This is a genomic window from Plantactinospora endophytica (assembly GCF_016862915.1).
Classification (GTDB): Bacteria; Actinomycetota; Actinomycetes; order Mycobacteriales; family Micromonosporaceae; genus Plantactinospora; species Plantactinospora endophytica.
The window spans coordinates 244120-263371 of sequence record NZ_BONW01000002.1 but is presented as its reverse complement, the minus strand read 5'-3'; the positions used below and the strand labels follow the sequence as shown (position 1 = coordinate 263371).

General features: G+C 71.3%; 15 protein-coding genes and 2 tRNA genes. 9 read left to right on the top strand and 8 right to left on the bottom strand.

Annotated features, from left to right (window positions below):
• Positions 1-218 precede the first annotated feature (218 nt).
• The 3 genes from Pen02_RS04105 (at position 219) to Pen02_RS04095 (ending at position 4311) form a co-directional block, all read left to right on the top strand.
• A complete protein-coding gene (locus Pen02_RS04105) occupies positions 219-1397 on the top strand; it encodes a hypothetical protein (RefSeq protein ID WP_203864539.1) in 1179 nt (392 codons plus the stop codon).
• Between the two features lie 339 nt (positions 1398-1736).
• Positions 1737-2909, top strand: a complete 1173-nt coding sequence (locus Pen02_RS04100; protein WP_203864538.1) for a glycosyltransferase family 4 protein — start codon at positions 1737-1739, stop codon at positions 2907-2909.
• Positions 2910-3081: 172 nt separating this feature from the next.
• A complete protein-coding gene (locus Pen02_RS04095) occupies positions 3082-4311 on the top strand; it encodes a glycosyltransferase (protein WP_203864537.1) in 1230 nt (409 codons plus the stop codon).
• A gap of 72 nt (positions 4312-4383) precedes the next feature.
• Here the strand turns inward: Pen02_RS04095 and Pen02_RS04090 are convergent, their stop codons facing one another.
• Positions 4384-5214 carry a phosphoribosylaminoimidazolesuccinocarboxamide synthase gene (locus Pen02_RS04090; RefSeq protein WP_203864536.1) on the bottom strand — a complete coding sequence of 277 codons (831 nt, stop codon included), beginning with the start codon at positions 5212-5214 and terminating at the stop codon, positions 4384-4386.
• Positions 5215-5462: 248 nt separating this feature from the next.
• On the opposite strand from Pen02_RS04090, the gene Pen02_RS04085 reads away from it, so the two are divergent.
• Positions 5463-6764: an ABC transporter substrate-binding protein gene (locus tag Pen02_RS04085; RefSeq protein ID WP_239140035.1), complete on the top strand. Its 1302-nt coding sequence runs from the start codon at positions 5463-5465 to the stop codon at positions 6762-6764.
• A gap of 111 nt (positions 6765-6875) precedes the next feature.
• Here the strand turns inward: Pen02_RS04085 and Pen02_RS04080 are convergent, their stop codons facing one another.
• Positions 6876-7121 carry a hypothetical protein gene (locus Pen02_RS04080; protein WP_203864534.1) on the bottom strand — a complete coding sequence of 82 codons (246 nt, stop codon included), beginning with the start codon at positions 7119-7121 and terminating at the stop codon, positions 6876-6878.
• A 165-nt stretch (positions 7122-7286) separates the two neighbouring features.
• Between Pen02_RS04080 and Pen02_RS04075 the strand changes: the two genes are divergently transcribed.
• The gene (locus Pen02_RS04075) at positions 7287-7820 is read left to right on the top strand and encodes a MarR family winged helix-turn-helix transcriptional regulator (RefSeq protein ID WP_203864533.1); all 534 of its coding nucleotides are present in this window, start codon (positions 7287-7289) and stop codon (positions 7818-7820) included.
• Entirely contained in the window at positions 7820-9547 is a 1728-nt protein-coding gene (locus tag Pen02_RS04070; RefSeq protein ID WP_239140034.1) for an MFS transporter, read from the top strand. The genes Pen02_RS04075 and Pen02_RS04070 overlap by 1 nt, the downstream gene beginning before the upstream one ends.
• Positions 9548-9653: 106 nt before the next feature.
• On the opposite strand, the gene Pen02_RS04065 is transcribed toward Pen02_RS04070, so the two are convergent.
• Positions 9654-10145 (bottom strand): anthrone oxygenase family protein, encoded by a 492-nt coding sequence (locus tag Pen02_RS04065; RefSeq protein WP_239140033.1) that lies wholly within the window; start codon positions 10143-10145, stop codon positions 9654-9656.
• Positions 10146-10445: 300 nt separating this feature from the next.
• Between Pen02_RS04065 and Pen02_RS04060 the strand changes: the two genes are divergently transcribed.
• Together Pen02_RS04060 and Pen02_RS04055 are read left to right on the top strand one after the other, a co-directional pair.
• Positions 10446-11060, top strand: a complete 615-nt coding sequence (locus Pen02_RS04060) for an RNA polymerase sigma factor (RefSeq protein ID WP_203864532.1) — start codon at positions 10446-10448, stop codon at positions 11058-11060.
• On the top strand, positions 11053-11964 hold the full coding sequence (locus Pen02_RS04055) for a CU044_5270 family protein (RefSeq protein WP_203864531.1): 912 nt from the start codon (positions 11053-11055) through the stop codon (positions 11962-11964). Before Pen02_RS04060 ends, Pen02_RS04055 begins: the two co-directional genes overlap by 8 nt.
• A gap of 101 nt (positions 11965-12065) precedes the next feature.
• On the opposite strand, the gene Pen02_RS04050 is transcribed toward Pen02_RS04055, so the two are convergent.
• From Pen02_RS04050 to Pen02_RS04035, 4 genes are all read right to left on the bottom strand, one after another.
• Positions 12066-12142: transfer RNA gene (locus Pen02_RS04050), tRNA-Met, on the bottom strand.
• 285 nt (positions 12143-12427) lie between these two features.
• Positions 12428-12504, bottom strand: a tRNA-Met gene (locus Pen02_RS04045).
• Between the two features lie 106 nt (positions 12505-12610).
• The gene (locus Pen02_RS04040; protein ID WP_203864530.1) at positions 12611-15640 is read right to left on the bottom strand and encodes a UPF0182 family membrane protein; all 3030 of its coding nucleotides are present in this window, start codon (positions 15638-15640) and stop codon (positions 12611-12613) included.
• Between the two features lie 250 nt (positions 15641-15890).
• Positions 15891-16907, bottom strand: a complete 1017-nt coding sequence (locus tag Pen02_RS04035; RefSeq protein WP_203864529.1) for a YlbL family protein — start codon at positions 16905-16907, stop codon at positions 15891-15893.
• A 182-nt stretch (positions 16908-17089) separates the two neighbouring features.
• On the opposite strand from Pen02_RS04035, the gene Pen02_RS04030 reads away from it, so the two are divergent.
• Positions 17090-18319, top strand: a complete 1230-nt coding sequence (locus tag Pen02_RS04030; RefSeq protein ID WP_203864738.1) for a zinc-dependent metalloprotease — start codon at positions 17090-17092, stop codon at positions 18317-18319.
• A gap of 256 nt (positions 18320-18575) precedes the next feature.
• Here Pen02_RS04030 and Pen02_RS04025 read toward each other — a convergent pair whose 3' ends face one another.
• Positions 18576-19151: a hypothetical protein gene (locus Pen02_RS04025; RefSeq protein WP_443678472.1), complete on the bottom strand. Its 576-nt coding sequence runs from the start codon at positions 19149-19151 to the stop codon at positions 18576-18578.
• Positions 19152-19252: the final 101 nt, after the last annotated feature.

Genomic DNA, 19252 nt, shown 5'->3' with positions numbered 1-19252 from the left:
GACGGACTGGAGCCGACCGACTGGAGACGAGCGACCGGGGGCGAGCGGCCAGAGCCGACCAACCAGGGACGATCGACCGGGGCCGAGCAACGAGAGCTGAATGACCGGGGATGAGCGACCAGAGCTGAGCGACCGGGGACGAGCCACTGTAGACCTTGGCGGAGCGGACGGCGGATCGACGGACCGCAGCGGCGGTCGACCACAACTACGCTGTCGCCATGACCTCCGAGCAGCCAGCCGCCGCGCCCGCTCCGGCACCGTCCGCCCCGGAGACCCCGGAGACCCCGGAGACCCCGGAGACCCCGGAGACCCCGGAGACCCCGGAGACCCTGGGGATCACGGCGTCGATGGTCGCGACCCGGGTCGCCGGGCTGGTCGGGCTGGCCGGCGCGCTCTGCTGCTGGGCGTACACCGTGGCGGTGCTCACGCCCCGGATGCCGGTGGTGGCGCGGACCGCGCCGATGCCCGGCGGCGACGGCGAGATCTTCCTCTGGGTCGCCGAACTGCGCTGGGCGGCCATCCTACTGGCCGGGCTCGGCCTGCTGACCGTGCTCGCGCACCGCCCGACCGGGCTGGTCCTGGCGACGGCCACCACCGCGTTGCTGCTCGGGGTGGACGGGATCGTGGAGCGGAACGGTGTCGGCGGAAGCACCGGCCTGGCGTTCACCCTTGGCGTCGCCGCCGTCGTGCTGGCGGCGGCCGGCTGGCTCGCCCGGCCGCCGAGCGTCGAGATCCCGTCGCACGTCGTCGGGCGCCGGCTCGCGATCGTCGCGGTCGCCGCCGCCTGCTGCGCCCCGCTGCCGCTGCTCCAGGGGACCCCGGTGGTAAACCACCCCTTCCTGCCGGTCGGGCTGCCCGGGGTCACCGCCGTACTGCCGGTGCTCTTCGTCGTACTGGCCGCCTTCGCCGTCGGCGCGGCCCGAGGGCGGACGCCGCGCCCGCGCGTCCTGCTGGCCGGTGCCGCGCTACCGGCGTTGCTGCTCGCCGCCTTGGGCACCGGCACCGGCGCCGGGATGGCACAGGAGAGCACCTCGTTCGGCGTGCTGCTCGCCGGGCCCCTGCTGGTCGCCGTGCTGGCTCTGCTCCGTCGCCGCCCGCCCGGGCGTCGGGGCCGCGACCTGGCGCTCTGGACCGCAGTCGCCGTCGCCAGCCTGCCGGTCGGTGTGCTGGTGCTCTTCCTCTCCCTGTTCGTCTCGATATTCGCCGCGCCGTCGCTCTTCGCGCTGGCCGGCACGAGTTATCCGGCGGACGGCCTGGCGGTGCTGCCCGGCGCGGCGTTGCTGGCCCTGACGGCCGGCGGGCTGATCGCGCCGCTGACCGTTCCGCATGCGGGCCAACCACCGACGCCCGCCGGACAGCCGCTCCCCGGCGTCGTACCAGTCACCGCCCAGCCCTGAGCCAACGCCGAGGACCAGATCCACTCACCGCCCAACCCTGAGCCAACGCGGAGGACCAGATCCACTCACCGCCCAACCCTGAGCCAACGCGGAGGACCAGTTCCACTCACCGCCCGACGATGAGCCGGCACCGAGGAACAGTCCCGCTCACCGCCCGACCCCGAGGATCAGCCACTGGGCCGGAACGGTGGTCCTGGACTCCGTGACCAGGGGCCGATCGGCAGCGAACCGGGCAGAGCCATCGACACGTCACCGCGCTCCTCGCTTCGTCGCTGACAGTTCGCCGGCAGGTCATGATGCCGTGACCTGGACGGCGACGACCTGCACGACGGTGAGCCCATGCGGATCGCGATCGTCACGGAATCCTTTCCGCCGGACGTCAACGGGGTGGCCCATTCGGTCGTCCGGGTCGCCGAGCATCTGGTCCGGCGTGGTCACCGACCGCTGGTGATCGCACCACAACCGGCGCCCGGCGTACGGGACGCCGCCCACGCGCTGCCCTATCCGGTGGTACGCCTGCCGTCGGTGCCGACACCCGGCTACCCGCAGTTCCGGCTCGGCCTGCCGGGGCGGGAGTTGGCGGCGGCGCTGCGCGGGCACGACACCGAAGTGGTGCACCTGGCCAGCCCGTTCGTGCTCGGCGCCCGGGGTGTCGCGGTCGCCAGGGCGATGGGGCTGCCGTCGGTGGCCGTCTACCAGACCGACGTCGCGGCGTACGCGCGGGCGTACCGGGTCCGGCTGACCGAGGAGGTGGCCTGGCGCTGGCTGCGCCGGGTGCACAACGCGGCGAACCGTACCCTCGCCCCGTCCACCGCCACCGCCACCGCCCTGGACGAGCACGGCATCGAGCGGATCTGGCTGTGGCAGCGCGGGGTGGACAGCGAGCGGTTCCGGCCGGACAACCGGAGCAACGCGTTGCGCCGCGCCCTCGCCCCCGGCGGCGAGGTACTGGTCGGCTACGTGGGCCGGCTGGCGGTGGAGAAGCGGGTGGACCTGCTGGCCGGGGCGAGCACGCTGCCCGGGGTACGGGTGGTGGTGGTCGGTGACGGGCCGGCCGCGCCCGCACTGCGCCGAGCACTGCCGCACGCGCTCTTCGTCGGCCCCCGGCACGGCCGGCAGTTGGCCCGGATCTACGCCAGCCTCGACGTGTTCGCGCACACCGGGCCGTACGAGACGTTCGGCCAGACGGTGCAGGAGGCGATGGCCAGCGGCCTGCCCGTGGTGGCACCGGCCGCCGGTGGACCGCTCGACCTGGTGCAGGACGGCCGGACCGGTTACCTGGTTCCGCCGGACGACGCCGACGGGTTCACCGCCGCGATCGCCCGACTCGTCGCCGACCTGGAGCGCCGGGCGGCGTACGGCGGGGCGGGGCGGGCGGCGGTTCGCGGGCGTACCTGGGCGGCGATCGGTGACGAGCTGATCGGGCACTACACGGCGGTGCTCGCGGAGGCTCCGGCGGTCGGCGGTTCCCGGCCGGGCCGGCTGTTCCGGCTCCGGCAGGCGGCCGCGTGACCGGGCGACACCACGGGCTCGACCACCTCGACCACCTCGACACCGACCATCCGAGCAGGAACCACCCGAGCATCGATCAACCCAGTACCGACCATCCGAGCAGGAACCACCCGAGGATCGATCAACCCAGTGCGGAAACTCATGCCGCCGACGAACGGAACGAGGAGGCGGCATGAGGATCGTGCGGCTGGCCAACTTCATCACCGAGAGTTCGGGCGGGCTGCGTACCGCGCTGCGCCAGCTCGGCACCGGGTACGCCGCCGCCGGGCACGAGCCGGTGCTGGTGATGCCCGGCCGACGCGACACCGACGAGCTGACCGAGCAGGGTCGGGTGATCACCCTGGCCAGCCCGGCCGTGCCCTGGATGGGCGGCTACCGGGTGATCGTCGACCGGGTCCGGCTCGCCCGGCTGCTGCGCGAGCTGCGTCCCGACCGGCTGGAGATCTCCGACCGGACGACGCTGCGCTGGACCGGCGCCTGGGCCCGCCGGCACGGCGTACGGAGCATGATGGTGTCGCACGAGAGCCTGGACGGGCTCCTCCGGCTGCTGCCCGGTGGTCAGCTCCGTCGGGTGGCCGACCGGCTCAACCTGCGTACCGTCGCCCTGCACGACCAGATCGTCTGCACCACCTCGTGGGCGGCGGCGGAGTTCCGACGGATCGGCGCCGGCAACCTGCGTCAGGTGCCGCTCGGGGTCGACCTCGACCACTTCCACCCGGACCGGTACGACCCGCTGCTGCGTGCCGTCTACGCCGAACCCGACGAGCTGCTCCTGCTGCACTGCGGGCGACTCTCCCCGGAGAAGCGTCCCGAGCGTTCCCTCGCCGCGCTGGCCGGGTTGCGGGCCCGGGGCGTACCGGCGGTGTTGGTGGTGGTCGGCGACGGGCCGCGCCGGGAGCGGCTGCGGGCGACCGCCGCCCGGGACGGCCTGCCGGTCCGGTTCCTGCGGTACGTCGCCGACCGGGACCTGCTGGCCCGACTGCTCGGCACCGCCGACGTGGTGCTGGCGCCCGGGCCGGTGGAGACGTTCGGCCTGGCCGCCCTGGAGGCGCTGGCCAGCGGTACCCCGGTGGTGGCGAGCGCGGAGAGCGCGCTGCCGGAGGTGGTCGGTCCGGCCGGGCTGGCCGCGCCCGGCGACGGACCGGCGTACGCCGACGCCGTGCTGGAGTTGGCCGGCCGGCCGGCTCCGGAACGCCGGGCGGCGGCCCGCCGGCAGGCCGAGCGCTTTCCCTGGTCGGCGGCGGTGGCCGGCTTCCTCGCCGCACACGACCTGCCGTTGTCCGGCGCCGGGTTGCCGGTCGTGCACGCCAGCCAGGGCGGCGACGCGTTCCGGCTCACCGGCGACGACGTGCCCCCGACAACCGACGGGTCGGAGGTGTCGACCACCAGCGGCGGCCGGTAAGCCGTTCCTAGGCCCGAAGGCGTCGACTACCAGCGGCGGCCGGTGAGGCGCCCGCAGACTCGAAGACGTCGACTACCAGCGGCGGCCGGTGAGCCGTTCGTAGACCTCGACGTAACGGGTTCGGGCGGCTTCGACGACCTCCGGCGGCATCTCGGGGGCCGGTCCGGTCTTGTCCCAGCCGGTGCCGACCGCCCAGTCCCGGACGAACTGTTTGCTCAGCGAGAGCTGGTCGCGGCCGGGCTGGTATGCGTCGGCCGGCCAGAACCGGGACGAGTCCGAGGTCAGCACCTCGTCGCCGAGCACCATCGTGCCGTCCGGTGCCCAGCCGAGTTCGAGTTTGGTGTCGGCGACCAGGATGCCCCGGTCGGCGGCGAGTTCGGCGCCACGCCGGTAGACGGCCAGGGTGACGTCGCGGAGCCGCTCGGCGGTCTCGGAGCCGACCTTGGCCACCACGTCGGCGAAGGTGATCGCCTCGTCGTGCTCGCCCTGCGGCGCCTTGGTGGTCGGCGTGAAGATCGGCTCGGGCAGGATCGACGCCTCCACCAGGCCGGGCGGCAGCGGTACGCCGCAGACGGCGCCGGTCTTCGCGTACTCCTTGATGCCGGAACCGGTGAGGTAGCCGCGCGCGATGCACTCGACCGGGATCATCTCCAGCCGCCGTACCCGGATCGCCCGCCCGGCCCACTCGGCCGGCACGTCGGTGGCCGAGACGACGTGGTTCGGCACCAGGTCGGCGAGCTGCTCGAACCACCAGAGCGACAGCGCGGTGAGCAGTTTGCCCTTGTCCGGGATCGGCGTCGGCAGCGCCACGTCGTAGACGGAGACCCGGTCGGAGGCGACCAGGATCAGGTCGTCGCCGTCGGCGTAGACGTCCCTGACCTTGCCCGAATGCAGCAGTTCCACGTGCCCAAGTACATCACGGTGGCCGGGCCCGACCCGGTGCGGCCCGACGGCCGGCCGGATCGACGGCCCGAGGCGGACACCCGGGCCGTTCGGGGCAGCGGTTGGGACGATCTTGCCCGTACGGGCGTTGACACCCGCCGAGGTCGGCTGTGTAAATGATCCGGTTGCCCGTCACAGCTGACCCGACGTGCTCGTCAGGAGTTGTCGTGCCTCTTCCCCTCCCCTCCCCCACGGCAAGCAGACCCCCGGTGGCAGGCAGACCTCCGGCCGGCCGACTCGGCCGGCGGCTGGGTGCCGCGTTGCTCGTCGTCGTCACCGCGCTCGCCTCCGGTTGCACCGCCGAGGATGCCGCACCGAAGAACAGCAAGGTCGAACTCTCCGTCTTCTGGTGGGGCGGTGACCGGCGTGCCGAGCTGACCAAGAAGGCGCTGGACGTCTACACCGAGCGCTATCCGGACGTCACCTTCAAGTTCACCCACCAGGGCAACGCCGGCTACTTCGACAAGCTCTCGACCGAGGCCGCCGCCGGCAACGCCCCGGACATCTTCCAGATCGACGACAACTACCTGACCGAGTACGCGCAGCGCGAGATCCTGCTGGACCTGACCGACTACGTCCGGTCCGACGTACTCGACCTGCGGAAGTTGCCGGCCGGCCTGGCCCAGTCCAGTCAGGTCACCGGCCGTACGGTCGCCGCAGCGGCGGCGGAGAACACGCCCGGCCTGATCTACAACAAGAGCCTGCTCGACCGGCTCGACCTGCCCGAGCCGACCATCGGGATGTCCTACGAGGACTATCTCGACTGGGCCGCGCGGATCACCGAACGCAGCGACGGCAAGGTCTACGGCACCATGGACCCCTCGGCCGACTACAAGGCCCTCTGGGTCTGGCTGCGGTCCCAGGAAAAGGAGCTCTACCGGGGCCGGCAGATGGGCTTCACCGAGAGCGACCTGACCCGCTGGTTCGAGCTGTGGGCGGGGGCCCGGGAACGCGAGGCCGCCCCGCCCGGCCGGGTGACCCAGCCCGCGAACGGCGGTGACGTCACCAAGCAACTGGTGAGCACTGGTACGGCGGCGACCTCGTTCGTCTGGTCGAACCAGCTTTCGGAGTTGCAGAAGCTCACCAAGGACAGGCTCGAGGTGGTCAGCTATCCCGGCAACCCGGCCGCGCAGTGGGCCCGGGCCTCGCTCTACTGGGCGGCCTTCCGGGGGACCCGCCACCCGGAGACGGCGGTGCACGTCATCGACTTCCTGGTCAACGACGCCGTGGCCGGCGAGATCCTCGGCACCGAGCGGGGCCTCAGCGCCAACCTGGACGTCCGGCGGGCCGTGGAGGCGTCGCTGACCGACGAGAGCATGAAGCAGTCGGTCGCCTTCGAGACCACCATGACGGAGAAGTTCGGGGCGGCTCCGGTGCCGCCGCCGAAGGGCCACGCCACGATCAAGCAACTGCTGATCCAGGCGGCGGAGAGCGTGCAGTTCGGCAAGGCCACCCCCCGGGCGGCGGCAGCCGCCTTCATCAGCCAGGCGAATGCCGCGCTGACCAGCTAGTCAGTTCGCCGGGAAGGGACCCCTCGCCGTCACCGGCCGGCGGAGGGGTCCTTTCCCGATGTCCGGCGCGGACGTCCCCATGGCCAGGGGCCACCGAACGCGCGAAACCGCTCAGCGCTTGCCCGACCTGCGGTTCCGCATGACGAGGACCAGAACCGCCACGATCACGCCGACCACGATCAGGCAGCAGATCAGCCCCCAGAGCCCGAAGCTGCCCCGGGTGCGGCGGCGGGCCGCCTCCACCACCATCTCGCCGGGTCCGGTCGAGGCCCAGGCCACGGCCGGTACGAACACTGTCAACGCCGCCGTACCAAGCACTGCGGTCAGGCGGACCCACCAGTTCCGGAAAATCTCCATGGCTACATCCTCGGGTCTGCGGGCAAGTCCCGCCGGCAACGCGGCCGAGTACCGCACCGTAACCCTCGGAAAGCCGGCCGGGCAGCGAGCGAGGTCGATGCCGCGAGCCGGCTGTGCGCCGAATCATAAGACACTTCTATAAGCAGGTGATGTAAAACTGTCCCGGTGACGACACGACCTCCCGAGGCCGGGCCGGAGGCGGGCGAGGCGGCTCTGCTCCGTACCGTGACCAGCTTCGACCGACTGCTCGGGCTGCTCCGCCGGCTCAGTACCCCGGACGGGCTGAGCCTCACCGCGGCATCGACGCTCTACCGGCTGGAGGAGTTCGGCGCGCACCGGGTCTCCGACCTGGCGGTCGCCGAGGGGGTGACCCAGCCGGGGATGACCCAGCTCGTCAGCCGGCTGGAACGGGACGGGCTGGCCGAACGGCGGAGCGACCCGGCCGACCGCCGGGTGGTCGCGGTCGCGATCACCCCGGCCGGGCGTGAGCTGGTACGCCACCGCCGCCGGGCCCGTGCCGCGAAGCTGTCCGAACTGCTCGGCGACGTCTCGGCCGAGGAGCGGGCCGCCATCGAACTGTCGCTGCGGGTACTCGAACGTCTCGCCGCCGCCTCGCCGCCGGCCGCCGTACCGGTGCCGACCCCGACCACGACCGAGCCCGGCACCGACCCTGCCGCCGATCCGGGGCGGGGAACGTGATGACGACCACGACGACCGGCTCCGGAGCCTCGCGGCGCGGCATGGCCGTCGGCGCGGAGCATCCCCGCTACAAGTGGATCGCCCTCTCCAACACCACCCTGGGGATGCTGCTCGCCACGATCAACTCGTCGATCGTGCTGATCTCGCTACCGGCGATCTTCAACGGGGTACACCTGAACCCGCTCGAACCCGGCAACGTCAGCTACCTGCTCTGGATGCTGATGGGGTACATGCTGGTCACCGCGGTTCTGGTGGTCACCCTCGGCCGGCTCGGCGACATGTACGGCCGGGTACGCATCTACAACGCCGGCTTCGCGCTCTTCACCGTCACCTCGGTCGTGCTCTCCCTGGACCCGTTCGACGGGGGCGGCGGAGCGCTCTGGCTGATCGGCTGGCGGGTGTTGCAGGCCGTCGGCGGGTCGATGCTGATGGCGAACTCGGCAGCCATCATCACCGACGTGTTCCCCGCGAAGCAGCGCGGCACAGCCCTCGGGATCAACATCGTCGCCGGTATCGCCGGCTCGTTCCTCGGCCTGGTCCTCGGCGGCCTGCTGGCGGAGTGGAACTGGCGATCGATCTTCTGGGTGAACGTGCCGATCGGACTGGTCGGCACCGTCTGGGCGTACCGGTCGCTGCGGGAGACCCGGAGCCGGGTCGAGGGCCGGATCGACTGGTGGGGGAACCTCACCTTCGCGGTGGGACTGACCGCACTGCTGGCCGGCATCACGTACGGGATCCAGCCGTACGGCGGGCACACCATGGGCTGGACCAACCCGTGGGTACTGGCCGGGCTGCTCGGCGGTGTCGCCGTACTCGCGGCGTTCTGCCTGATCGAGAGCAGGGTGGCCGAGCCGATGTTCCCGCTGCGGCTGTTCCGGATCACCGCCTTCGCCGGCGGCAACGCGGCCAGCCTGCTCGGCTCGATCGCCCGGGGCGGCCTCCAGTTCATGCTGATCATCTGGTTGCAGGGAATCTGGCTGCCGCTGCACGGCTACGACTACGAACGCACCCCGCTCTGGGCCGGCATCTACCTGCTGCCGCTCACCATCGGGTTCCTCGCCGCCGGCCCGCTCGCCGGTGCCCTCTCCGACCGGTTCGGCGAGCGGCTCTTCGCCGCCGGTGGGCTGCTGGTGATGGCCGCCTCCTTCGCCGGGCTGCTGCTCGTGCCGAGCGACTTCGACTACTGGGTCTTCGCGGCGCTGGTCTTCCTCAACGGGCTCGGCGGCGGCCTCTTCGCAGCCCCGAACACCGCGATGATCATGTCGAGTGTGCCGGCGAAGCTGCGCGGCGCGGCCTCCGGGATGCGGGCCACCTTCCAGAACGCCGGCATGGTGCTCTCGATCGGGGTCTTCTTCTCGCTGATGGTCGCCGGGCTGGCCAGGTCGCTGCCGCAGACCCTGGAGACCGGGCTGACCGCGCAGGGCGTACCCGAATCGGCCGCGCACTCGATCGCCGAGCTGCCACCGGTCGGCACGCTCTTCGCCGCGTTCCTCGGCTACAACCCGATCCAGCAACTGCTCGGGCCGCAGATCCTCGACGCGCTGCCGGCCGCCAACGCGGAGACCCTGGTCGGGCGGTCGTTCTTCCCGAACCTGATCTCCGCACCGTTCCACGACGGGCTGACGATCGTGTTCTGGCTGGCCATCGCGATGGCGGTGGTCGGGGCGGTCGCCTCGCTGATCGCCCCGCGGGCCGACCGCCCCGAGCGGCCCGGCACGCCCGGCTGACCGGGGCCCGGACCCAAGGCGCATCGGGTACGCCGGCACCGCGTGCCCGATGCGCCTTGTCCGACGCGACGCCTCCGCGTACCCGACCCGACGCCCCGCTCCGGGTTCAGCCCCGGCGGCCGTGCAGGACGAGCGTGACGAGCAGACAGCCGAACGCCGTCGAGCTCAGCACGACCCGGACCAGGTTCCAGGCCCGCCACCTCGCCTCGCCGAAGTCCCGGCGTACCCGGGCGAGGTCGGTTATCCGGTCCGGCTCGCCGGCCGCCTTGATGGCGTCGTTGACCGGTACGTTCACCGCCAGGGTGATCACGACCACCACCAGGTAGAGCCCGAACGCGACGACGAGCCACGGCAGTACGCCACGGTGCCCCGCCCGCAGGTGCAGCGCGGCGGCGACCCCGGTGAGGACCAGCGCGCCGAAGAAGCACGCCATGAAAAACGGATTGATGATCGCCCGGTCGATCGCCTGGAACGCGCCCACGAAAGTACGGTCGTCGGTGCGCCCCAGGCCGGGCATGATCGTGTGCGCGTACAGCAGGAACACGCCGGCCACCAGCCCGGTGGTCATCGCGGCGGCGACCAGTACGGCCCCGGTCAACAATTGCCTGCCTCCCGTCTGTCGTGCCGGTAACTCCGGCAGCGGCACCATCATCGGACCCTCCCCGGCCGGTCACTCCGTCCGGGGAAGCAGAACACACGGCTCTTTCATGTCGCGGTCATCGCCCGTGGCCCCACCGTGGCCCCGCCGTCGCTCGCTGCCCGGAGGTGGCCGAGTTGACCGATCCGGTCCCAGACGGTGGCCGGGTGAGCACCCCCCGCGTCGGCAGTCCTTCGTGAACTGTTTTCCTGCGGCCTGCGGATAACAGGCGATGATGCCCTGCTCCGCGAAAGGTCGTGCATGAATCGTCTAAGACGGGTCAAGGCTGTCGACGTCAGTACGCTGACGGACGCGGCCGTCATCGAGCGGTCCGTCCGGGATCCCGAGAGCTTTGCGGTGATCTTCGACCGGCACGCGCCGTCCATCCACCGTTACCTGCGGCGTCGGCTCGGTGCCGAGGTGGCGGACGACATGGTCGCCGAGACGTTCCTTGCGGCGTTCCGTCGTCGGGAACGTTTCGACACCGCCCATCCCGACGCCCGGCCATGGCTGTACGGGATCGCCACCAACGTCGTCGGGCAGCACCGGCGCGAGGAGGAACGCGAGTACCGGCTGCGCCAAGCGCACCTCCCGGCGACGAGCGAGGCGCCGTACGCCGACCGGGTCGCCACGGCGGTGACCGCGCAGTCGCTGCGCCAGGTGTTGTTCGGTGCCCTGGCCGGGCTCTCCAACGGCGACCGGGACGTGCTGCTGCTGGTCGCGTGGGAGGAGTTGACCTACGACGAGGTGGCCGCAGCGCTGGACATACCGGTCGGCACCGTGCGTTCACGACTCAACCGTGTCCGCAGGTTGCTCCGCGCGGAGCTGGGCGGCGAATTCACCGGCACGATCGAGGAGGCACTGAGCAATGGATGATCTGCGACTGCTCCAGCAGGTGGGTCAGGAGATCCCGCTGGCAACCCCTGACCAGTTGGCGCCGGCCCGTGACCGGTTGCTGGCTGTGCTGACCGCCACGCCCCCCGCGCCCACCACGATCCGACGCGACGCTCGCCGGGGTTGGCGGTTCGTGTTCGGCGGTGTGGCGGCGGCGGGTGTCGCGGCGGCGATCGTCTCGGTACTCGTACTCGCCCCCGATCAGGTCGGCGGTGACGTGCCGGCCGCCAGGGCCGAGGCCAGCCAGGTGCTGCGGAACGCGGCGGCCGCAGCGCTCCGGCTGCCCGACACCACCCCCCGGCCCGACCAGTTCATCTACACCCGGAGCCAGCAGGGCCGGGAGCTGCGGGAGAGTTGGCTGTCCGTGGACGGGACCAGGAACGGCCTGGTGAGGACCGCCTCCGGCGGCGGCGGGGGTAAGGAGGCCGTCATCCCGGGCTGCCGGAACGGGCGGGCCGCCGTGGTGAAGGGCAACAACGTGCTTCCGGGCCGGACCGAGCCGTGCACCCCGGCACCCGGCTATCGCGCCGACATGCCCACCGACGCGGCGGCGATGGGGGCCTATCTCACCGAGCACCGCAACGGCAAGGTCGATTCGGTGAACTCCGCCGGCAAGGACGTCTACTACTTCGCCAGCGGCTACCTGCGACCGCAGTCCCGGGCCGCGCTCTACGAGGCGGCGGCAGCGGTGCCGGGGCTACGCGCGGTCGAGAACGTCACGGACGGCGCGGGCCGTTCGGGCATCGGAATCGCCTGGCCGTCGACGGGACGTTCGGGTGAGGTCGTCCTCGTCTTCGACCCGAAGAGCTACGCCTTCCTCGGCGTCTCGGAATCGTCGGCGGTGCTGGCCCTCGCCGTCGTGGACAGGGTCGGACAGACCGGCTGACCTTCCGTACCCGTGGGTGGGTGGCCGCCACACCTGCTCTGGCCACATCCGTAAGCAGCAGAACGGCCCCTCGGAGGATTTCCGAGGGGCCGTTCTCGTGCTGGTAGCGGGGACAGGATTTGAACCTGCGGCCTCTGGGTTATGAGCCCAGCGAGCTACCGAGCTGCTCCACCCCGCGTCGCTGGATGAACCCTAGCCCAACGCGCGCCCAAGTCCAACTTGAATACTGTCGATCGGCGCCACACCTCCAAGCGCCCCGAGTTCAAGCCCTCGGGTCGAAGCACCATGAGTCGATGCGCCACGAGTTCACGCACTCCGGTCGAAGCGCCACGAGTTCAAGCGCCACGAGTTCAAGCGCGATCCACGGGAAAGAGTGCCCACGGGCGGGAAAGGGCGCCAGAGACAGGAAAAGCAAGAACCCGGCCCCGTAATCGGGAAACCGGGTTCTAACTGAATGGTTCTGTGGTAGCGGGGACAGGATTTGAACCTGCGACCTCTGGGTTATGAGCCCAGCGAGCTACCGAGCTGCTCCACCCCGCGTCGGCTCGTTAACACTAGCGCACACCGCCCACGCCCCGCAAAACGGGGGGCGAACTACCCGGCGGCGGCCATATCGCCGCCGCCGGGAGTTCGGAGCCGATCCGGGTCAGCCGCTCGGCGACGCCGCTGGCGGGCTGGGCGTACCGCCGCTCGGCCCGGTGGAGCCGGCCGGTGCCGCTGTTCCTCCTGCGGTCGGCGCCCGGTTGCCCGCCGCCCGCTGCGCGTTCTGGAACTCCGTCATCGCGTCGTCGAGCGCCTTCAGTGCCCGGCCGTACCGCTCGAAGTCGCCGGACGTCTGGGCCGCCTTGACCTCGCCGATCGCGGTCTGCACCTTGGCCGCCGCGGCGGCCAGTTCCGGAGTGAACTGCGGAGTGCTGGTCGGCGGCGGTGCCGTCGGTGTGGGCGTCGGATTCGGGCTCCCGTCGGTCGGCGGCGGTGGCGTCGTCGGTGTTTCCGCACCCGCCTTCTTGCCCTGTTCGACGAGCTGTTTGATGCCCTCTTCGAGGCTGTTCGCCAACACCACGTACTGGCCGCCGTCGCCGTACGAGATCAGCACCCGTTGCAGCAGCGGATAGGCGTTCTGCTGGTTGCTCTTCACGTACACCGGTTCGACGTAGAGCATGCCGTCGCCGAAGGGCAGCGAGAGCAGGTTGCCGTACTGCACCTGGGCCTGGTTCGAGGTGAGCAGGTTGAGTTCCTGCCGGATGTTGGCGTTGTTGGTCATCTTCTGGTGTACCTGAACCGGCCCGGAGACCGCCGTCTGGTCGGGCAGTTCCAGCACCTCCAGCCGGGGCTGGCCGTTCAGGTAGGACCCGCTGATCAGCGCGGCGAGGTTCTGCCGGCCGAGCGGAGTGACCGCCGAGGTGAGCTGGAACCGCGCCGCCTCCTGACCCGGGAACTGGGTGTAGAGGTAGTACGGCGGCTGCTTCTCGCCGGTGTCCGGCGCGTCCGGGACGTTCGGCACCTCCCAGAAGTCCTGCCCGGAGAAGAACTCGGACGGGTCCGTGACGTGGAACTTCGCCAGCAGGTTGCGCTGCACCTTGAACAGGTCGGCCGGGTAGCGGAAGTGTGCCGCCAGGTCGGCCGGGATCTCCGACTTCGGTTTCACCAGGTCGCCGCCGAACGCCTTGTTCCAGGCCTTCAGCACCGGGTCGGTGTCGTCGAACTGGTAGAGCGTCACCGTGCCGTCGTACGCGTCGACGGTCGCCTTGACCGAGTTCCGGATGTAGTTGACGTCCTCCCGGGCGAGTTCGAAGGTGCCCAGCCCGGTCAGCTCGTCGGCGGTCTCCTGCTGGAGGTTCACCCGCTCGGCGTACGGGTAGGTGGCCGCCGTGGTGTAGCCGTCGACGATCCACTGGATCCGCCCGCCGACCACCGCCGGGTACGGGTCGCCGTCCAGGGTGAGGAACGGCGCCACCTTCTCCACCCGGTCCCGGGGGTTACGCACGTAGAGCAGCTTGGAGGCGTCGTTGATCGCGCCGGAGAGTACGAAGTTCGGCTCCTGCTCCTTGATCGAGTAGAGCAGCCGGCGGCCGAAGGAGCCGATCTCCACCCCGCCCGACCCGGTGTAGGTGTAGTACTGCTCGCCACCCTCCCGGCCGGTCGGCCGGTCGAACTCGACCGGGTTCTTCCCCTCGGTCTGCCCGACGATCGCGTAGTCGCTCCCGTCCATCTGCTCGCCGTAGTAGATCCGCGGCTGGGTGGCCGGGATCGTCTCGGTCGCCGACGAGCACGCCTCCTCGGCACGCTCGCCGAGGAAGCCGGAGACGAAGTACGGCTGCCCGCCGCAGACCACCTGGTTGGCCGGGGCGCCGACCAGGCCGTACCCGTGGGTGAAGACGGTGTGCCGGTTGATCCAGTTGCTCTGCTGGTCGGTCAGCTCCAGGTAGTTGATCTCCCGCATCCCGACGACGTAGTCCTGGGTCTCGCCGTTCACCTGGTAGCGGTCGATGTCGAGCTTCGGGCCGAAGTCGTAGAAGCCACGCACCTGCTGGAGCTGGGTGTAGGTCTCGGAGACCAGTTGCGGGTCCAGCAGCCGGATGTTCGGCACCACCGAGGTGTCGGTGGCCAGCGACTCCGGCGGCTTGAGGTTCGCCGCACTGTACGGCGCCTGCACCGTGTTGGCGATCCCGAAGGCGTCCCGGGTGGCGGTGATGCTGCGCTCGATGTACGCGGCTTCCTTGTCCTTGACGCTCGGCTTGACCTCGAAGGTCTGCACCGCCCACGGGTAGATGCCGCCGATCGCCACCGCCGAGATGCCGAGCAGGGCCAGCGAGATGCCGGGCCAGACCAGGTTCCGGATGAAGGCGTTGGAGAACAGGATGATCGCCAGCGCGACCACCACCGAGATGTAGGCCAGGATCTCCTTGGCCGGCAGCAGCGCGTTGATGTCGGCGTAGCCGGCGCCGTACAGGTCGACGCCCTCGTTGAACTCCAGCAGCATCGCCCGCCGGTCGAGCACGTACGCCAGCGCCTTGAGCAGGACGAAGACCGCGACCAGCGTGGTCAGGTGCGCCCGGGCGGCGTTGGTCATCCGGTCGCCGATGCCCTGTAGCCGCACCCCGCCGAAGACGTAGTGCATCGCAAGCGAGCCGATCACGGCCAGCACCACCGCGGTGAAGCCGACCCCGAGCAGATAGCGCAGGAACGGGAACTGGAAGACGTAGAACCCGATATCGATCTTGAATTCCGGGTCCTCGATGCCGAAGCTCTGCGAGTTCCGGAAGAGCATCCACTGACTCCACCGGGTCTGCGCGGAGAGCCCGGCGAAGAGTCCGACGATCACTCCGATCGCGACCAGCCAGGCGCCGATCCGGGGCGCCAGCACCGAGCGGTAGCGCTCCAGCGTCACCTGCTCCGGCGAGTTCGGCCGGAGCACCGGCCGCAGCCGGTAGGCCAGCCACATGTTGCCGCCGACCAGCAGCGCCATGGCCAGGCCGATCACCACGAAGAGCAGGATCCGGGTGACCAGCACCCCGCTGAAGACCCGAGTGTAGTTCACCTCGTCGAACCAGAGCCAGTCGGTCCACGCCTGAACGCCCCAGCCCAGCAGGGTGAGGAGCAGGAACACCCCGAGGAGTACGCCGACCGTGACGCGACCGCGTCGACTCATTCTTGGTAGGGGGCTGCTACGCATGACCACTGTTGGCTCCGCACGTTCGGAAGTGACCGGCTCTGATCAGAGCACCTAGACTACGGGGTATTCCTGAGTCCGATCGGTCCCCCTTCGGGCCGGCCGGAAACGGCCGGTCAGCCGGAGCGGACACGCGGTCACCGACAGGCGGCCGGATCGGCCCGACACTCCCGCGAAATCGGCCACGAAAATGGCCACGGAACCAGTCAGGTCGACGCCGGAGAGTGACCCGGCGCCAACTCTGCGCAGCGGTTCAGCACTTCGTCGGCTGGCCTCCGGCCCGGATGGTGTCCAGCGCGGCCAGCGCCTCGTCGAGGGTGCCGACCCGGGCCATCGGCAGCCCCGGCTGGGCGTTGCGGACGGCCTCCTCGCAGTTGCCGGCCGGTACCAGGAAATACTTCGCGCCCGCGTTCTTCGCCCCGACGAGTTTCTGCGGGATGCCGCCGATCGGACCGACCTCGCCCAGGTCGTTGATGGTGCCGGTACCGGCGATGATCTTCCCGCCGGTCAGGTCCTCACTCCGGACCTTGTCGATGATGCCGAGCGCGAACATCAGCCCGGCACTCGGTCCACCGATGTCGCCGAGGTCGATCTTCAACTCGAACGGGTGCGGCTGTCGCTGCTCGATCTCCACACCGATCCGAGGCGGGTTGTTGTCGGTGGCGGCGCTGACGATGGTCGCGGTGGCCGGCGTGCGATCCCGGGTGTAGCCGATCTTCAACGAGGTGCCGGCCGGACGAGCGCGGATCAGGTCGGTAAGGGTGTTCGCGACCGGCACCGGCTTGTCGTCGACCGAGGTGATCACGTCGCCGACCTTGAGAGTTCCCTCCGACGGGCCGCCCGCGGTCACGTTCTTGACCACGACCTCCACCGGATAGCCGAGTTCACGCAGCGCGGCCGTCTCGGCGCTGGTCTGCGAGGCGGCGAAATCCTCCGCGTTGCGCTCCTCCACCTGCTGCTGGGTCTGCCCCGGCGGATAGATCAGCTCGTACGGCACCACGGCCTCGTCCGAGGAGAACCAGCCGGCGATCGCGGAGAGCAGCTTCACGTCGGGCTGCACCCCGACCGTGGTCAGCCGCAGTTGCCCGGCCGACGTCGAGGTCTCCTGGCCGGAAATCTGGATCACCTCTTTGTCGTCCTGCCGGCCGAGGGTGTCCACGGTCGGCCCGGGACCGAGCACGACGTACGGAATGGGTGCGGCGAGCACACCGATGCTGAGCAGGGCGGTGATCACCGCGCCGAGCAAAACCGTGACACCGCGACGTCTCATGTCCGGAAGCGTACCGAGCCGCCCCCTCCGGGCCGGCCGCCGAGCCCGGAGGTTCGCCCTCGGCGTGACACCTGGGCGGGCAACGGACCCCCCGGCGCGCGTACCGTGGACGGGTGCCTGATATTCCGTTCGGCTTCGCCCTGCCGGGTGGCCAGCCGCCCGACCCCAACGACCCGCAGCAGATGCAGCAGTTCATGGCTCAGCTGCAGCAGTTGCTCGCCGCGCCGGGCAGCGGCCCGGTCAACTGGGACCTGGCCCGCCAGGTCGCGGCGAGCCAGCTCTCCTCGGCCGGCGACCCGGCCGTGACGCCGTACGAGCGCAACGCCGTCGAGGAGGCGCTCCGGCTGGCCGACCTGTGGCTCGACCCGACCTCGGCACACCCCTCCGGGATCCGCAGCTCGGTGGCGTGGAACCGGAACGAGTGGATCTACCGGACGCTTGACGTCTGGAAGAAGCTCTGCGACCCGGTGGCCGGCCGGATGGTGGCCGCGATGGGCGACCTGGTGCCGCCGGAGGCCCGGTCACAGCTCGGCCCGATGCAGTCCATGCTGACCACGCTGGGCGGCGCCCTCTTCGGCGGCCAGCTCGGCCAGGCGCTCGGCTCGCTTGCCGCCGAGGTGCTCTCGGCCGGCGACATCGGCCTGCCGCTCGGTCCGGCCGGCACGGCCGCGCTGCTGCCGGCCAACATCCGGGCGTACGGCGAGGGCCTCGAACTGCCCGAGGACGAGGTACGCCTCTACGTCGCCCTGCGCGAGGCCGCCCACCAGCGACTCTTCCAGCACGTACCGTGGCTGCGCGGTCACGTCCTGACCACCGTGGAGATGTACGCCACCGGCATCACGGTGAACCGGGAGGCGATCGAGGAGGCGTTGGGCCGGTTCGACCCGATGAACCCGGAGTCGATGCAGGCGCTGGCCGTGGAGGGCATCTTCACGCCGGAGGACACTCCGGCGCAGAAGGCGTCGCTGGCCCGGCTGGAGACCACGCTGGCCCTGGTCGAGGGTTGGGTGTGCCACGTGGTGGACAGCGCCGCCGCCGAACGGCTGCCGAACGTGAACCGGCTCGGCGAGGCGTTCCGACGCCGTCGGGCCGCCGGGGGTCCGGCCGAGCAGACCTTCGCGGCGCTGGTCGGGCTGGAGCTGCGGCCCCGCCGGCTGCGCGAGGCCGCCGCGCTCTGGGCGGCGCTCACCGAGCACCGGGGCATCGCCGGCCGGGACGCGCTGTGGGGACACCCGGACCTGCTCCCCGCCGAGGAGGACTTCGCCGATCCGGACGCCTTCGCCCGGTCCCAGCTCGACCTCGGCGACCTGGACGACTTCGACTTCGGCGGGCCCGCCCCCGGGGAGCCCGGATCCGACGACTCCGGATCCGACGGACCCGAGCCGGGCACCGAGCGGCGCGACCCGGAGTGACCGGCCGCACCGGGCCGCGAGCGGCGGCCCGGCCCCGGACCAGGATCACGCCCGACAGCCTCCGGCCGGGCTGGACAGCGCCCAGGCTCCGACGGGGCTGAAGCACGTCCACGCTTCGGCGATCCGGAGAGCGGCGGGCTCCGACCAGGCTGAGGAACGTCCAGGCTCCGGCCGGAACCGGGGAGCGGCCCGGGTACGGCCAGGCTGGAGGCCGTGCAGGATCCGGCAAGGACAGGGCGCGGCCCGTGGCGACCGGTCAGCCGCCGAGCAGTACCCGGGTGGTGTCCCAGCCCTCGACGGCCGGGTCGAGGGTCGCGAGGTCGGCCGGCCCGCGCAGCCGACGCCAGCCCGGGGCGACCGCCACCTCGGCCGGGCGCGGCGCGGCGGCGCGTACCAGGTCGACGTCGGCGGTGTCCAGGTCCAGTTCCGGCAGCCAGTCCGGCGCGGGTAGCCGGGTGGCCAGCCCGAGCAGCCCGGGTCCGGGGTTGGTCGCGGCGGCGACCGCGACGGGCCGGCTGGTCAGCGGGCGGAGCAGCTTGCCGAGGATCAGCCCGGGTACGTCGGGCGCGTCGGCGACCAGCACCGCCGCCTGGTCGTACCCGTCCCTGGTCGCGGCGTCCAGCGCGGCGCCGACCCGGCGGGCCGGCAGGTCGTACACCGGCATACCCGGCCAGGCGACCGCCTCGGCCAGCGGGCGGTCGGCCGCCGTCGCGGCGATCGCCGGTTCCACCTCGGCTAGCGTGGCGACCAGGTCGACGACGTCCTCGGCCAGTGCGGACCGCCAGCGGGCCGGGTCCGTCCCCGGCGGCGCCCAGCCGACGGGCCCGAGCATCACCACGATCACACGGCGGGTCACCCGCCGACCTTACCGACCGCCCGGGTACGCGCGGCGAGGCCGCCCCGGTCAGTCCAGCAGCCCCCGCCCGGTCCGGC

Excerpts from the sequence above, each read along its gene's own strand:
- Pen02_RS04080 (WP_203864534.1), bottom strand. The coding sequence starts at position 7,121 with ATGGAGATTTTCCGGAACTGGTGGGTCCGCCTGACCGCAGTGCTTGGT.
- Pen02_RS04055 (WP_203864531.1), top strand. The coding sequence starts at position 11,053 with ATGGATGATCTGCGACTGCTCCAGCAGGTGGGTCAGGAGATCCCGCTG.
- Pen02_RS04040 (WP_203864530.1), bottom strand. The coding sequence starts at position 15,640 with ATGCGTAGCAGCCCCCTACCAAGAATGAGTCGACGCGGTCGCGTCACG.
- Pen02_RS04105 (WP_203864539.1), top strand. The coding sequence starts at position 219 with ATGACCTCCGAGCAGCCAGCCGCCGCGCCCGCTCCGGCACCGTCCGCC.
- Pen02_RS04100 (WP_203864538.1), top strand. The coding sequence starts at position 1,737 with ATGCGGATCGCGATCGTCACGGAATCCTTTCCGCCGGACGTCAACGGG.
- Pen02_RS04035 (WP_203864529.1), bottom strand. The coding sequence starts at position 16,907 with ATGAGACGTCGCGGTGTCACGGTTTTGCTCGGCGCGGTGATCACCGCC.
- Pen02_RS04070 (WP_239140034.1), top strand. The coding sequence starts at position 7,820 with ATGACGACCACGACGACCGGCTCCGGAGCCTCGCGGCGCGGCATGGCC.
- Pen02_RS04025 (WP_443678472.1), bottom strand. The coding sequence starts at position 19,151 with ATGCTCGGGCCCGTCGGCTGGGCGCCGCCGGGGACGGACCCGGCCCGC.
- Pen02_RS04060 (WP_203864532.1), top strand. The coding sequence starts at position 10,446 with ATGAATCGTCTAAGACGGGTCAAGGCTGTCGACGTCAGTACGCTGACG.
- Pen02_RS04030 (WP_203864738.1), top strand. The coding sequence starts at position 17,090 with ATGCAGCAGTTCATGGCTCAGCTGCAGCAGTTGCTCGCCGCGCCGGGC.
- Pen02_RS04095 (WP_203864537.1), top strand. The coding sequence starts at position 3,082 with ATGAGGATCGTGCGGCTGGCCAACTTCATCACCGAGAGTTCGGGCGGG.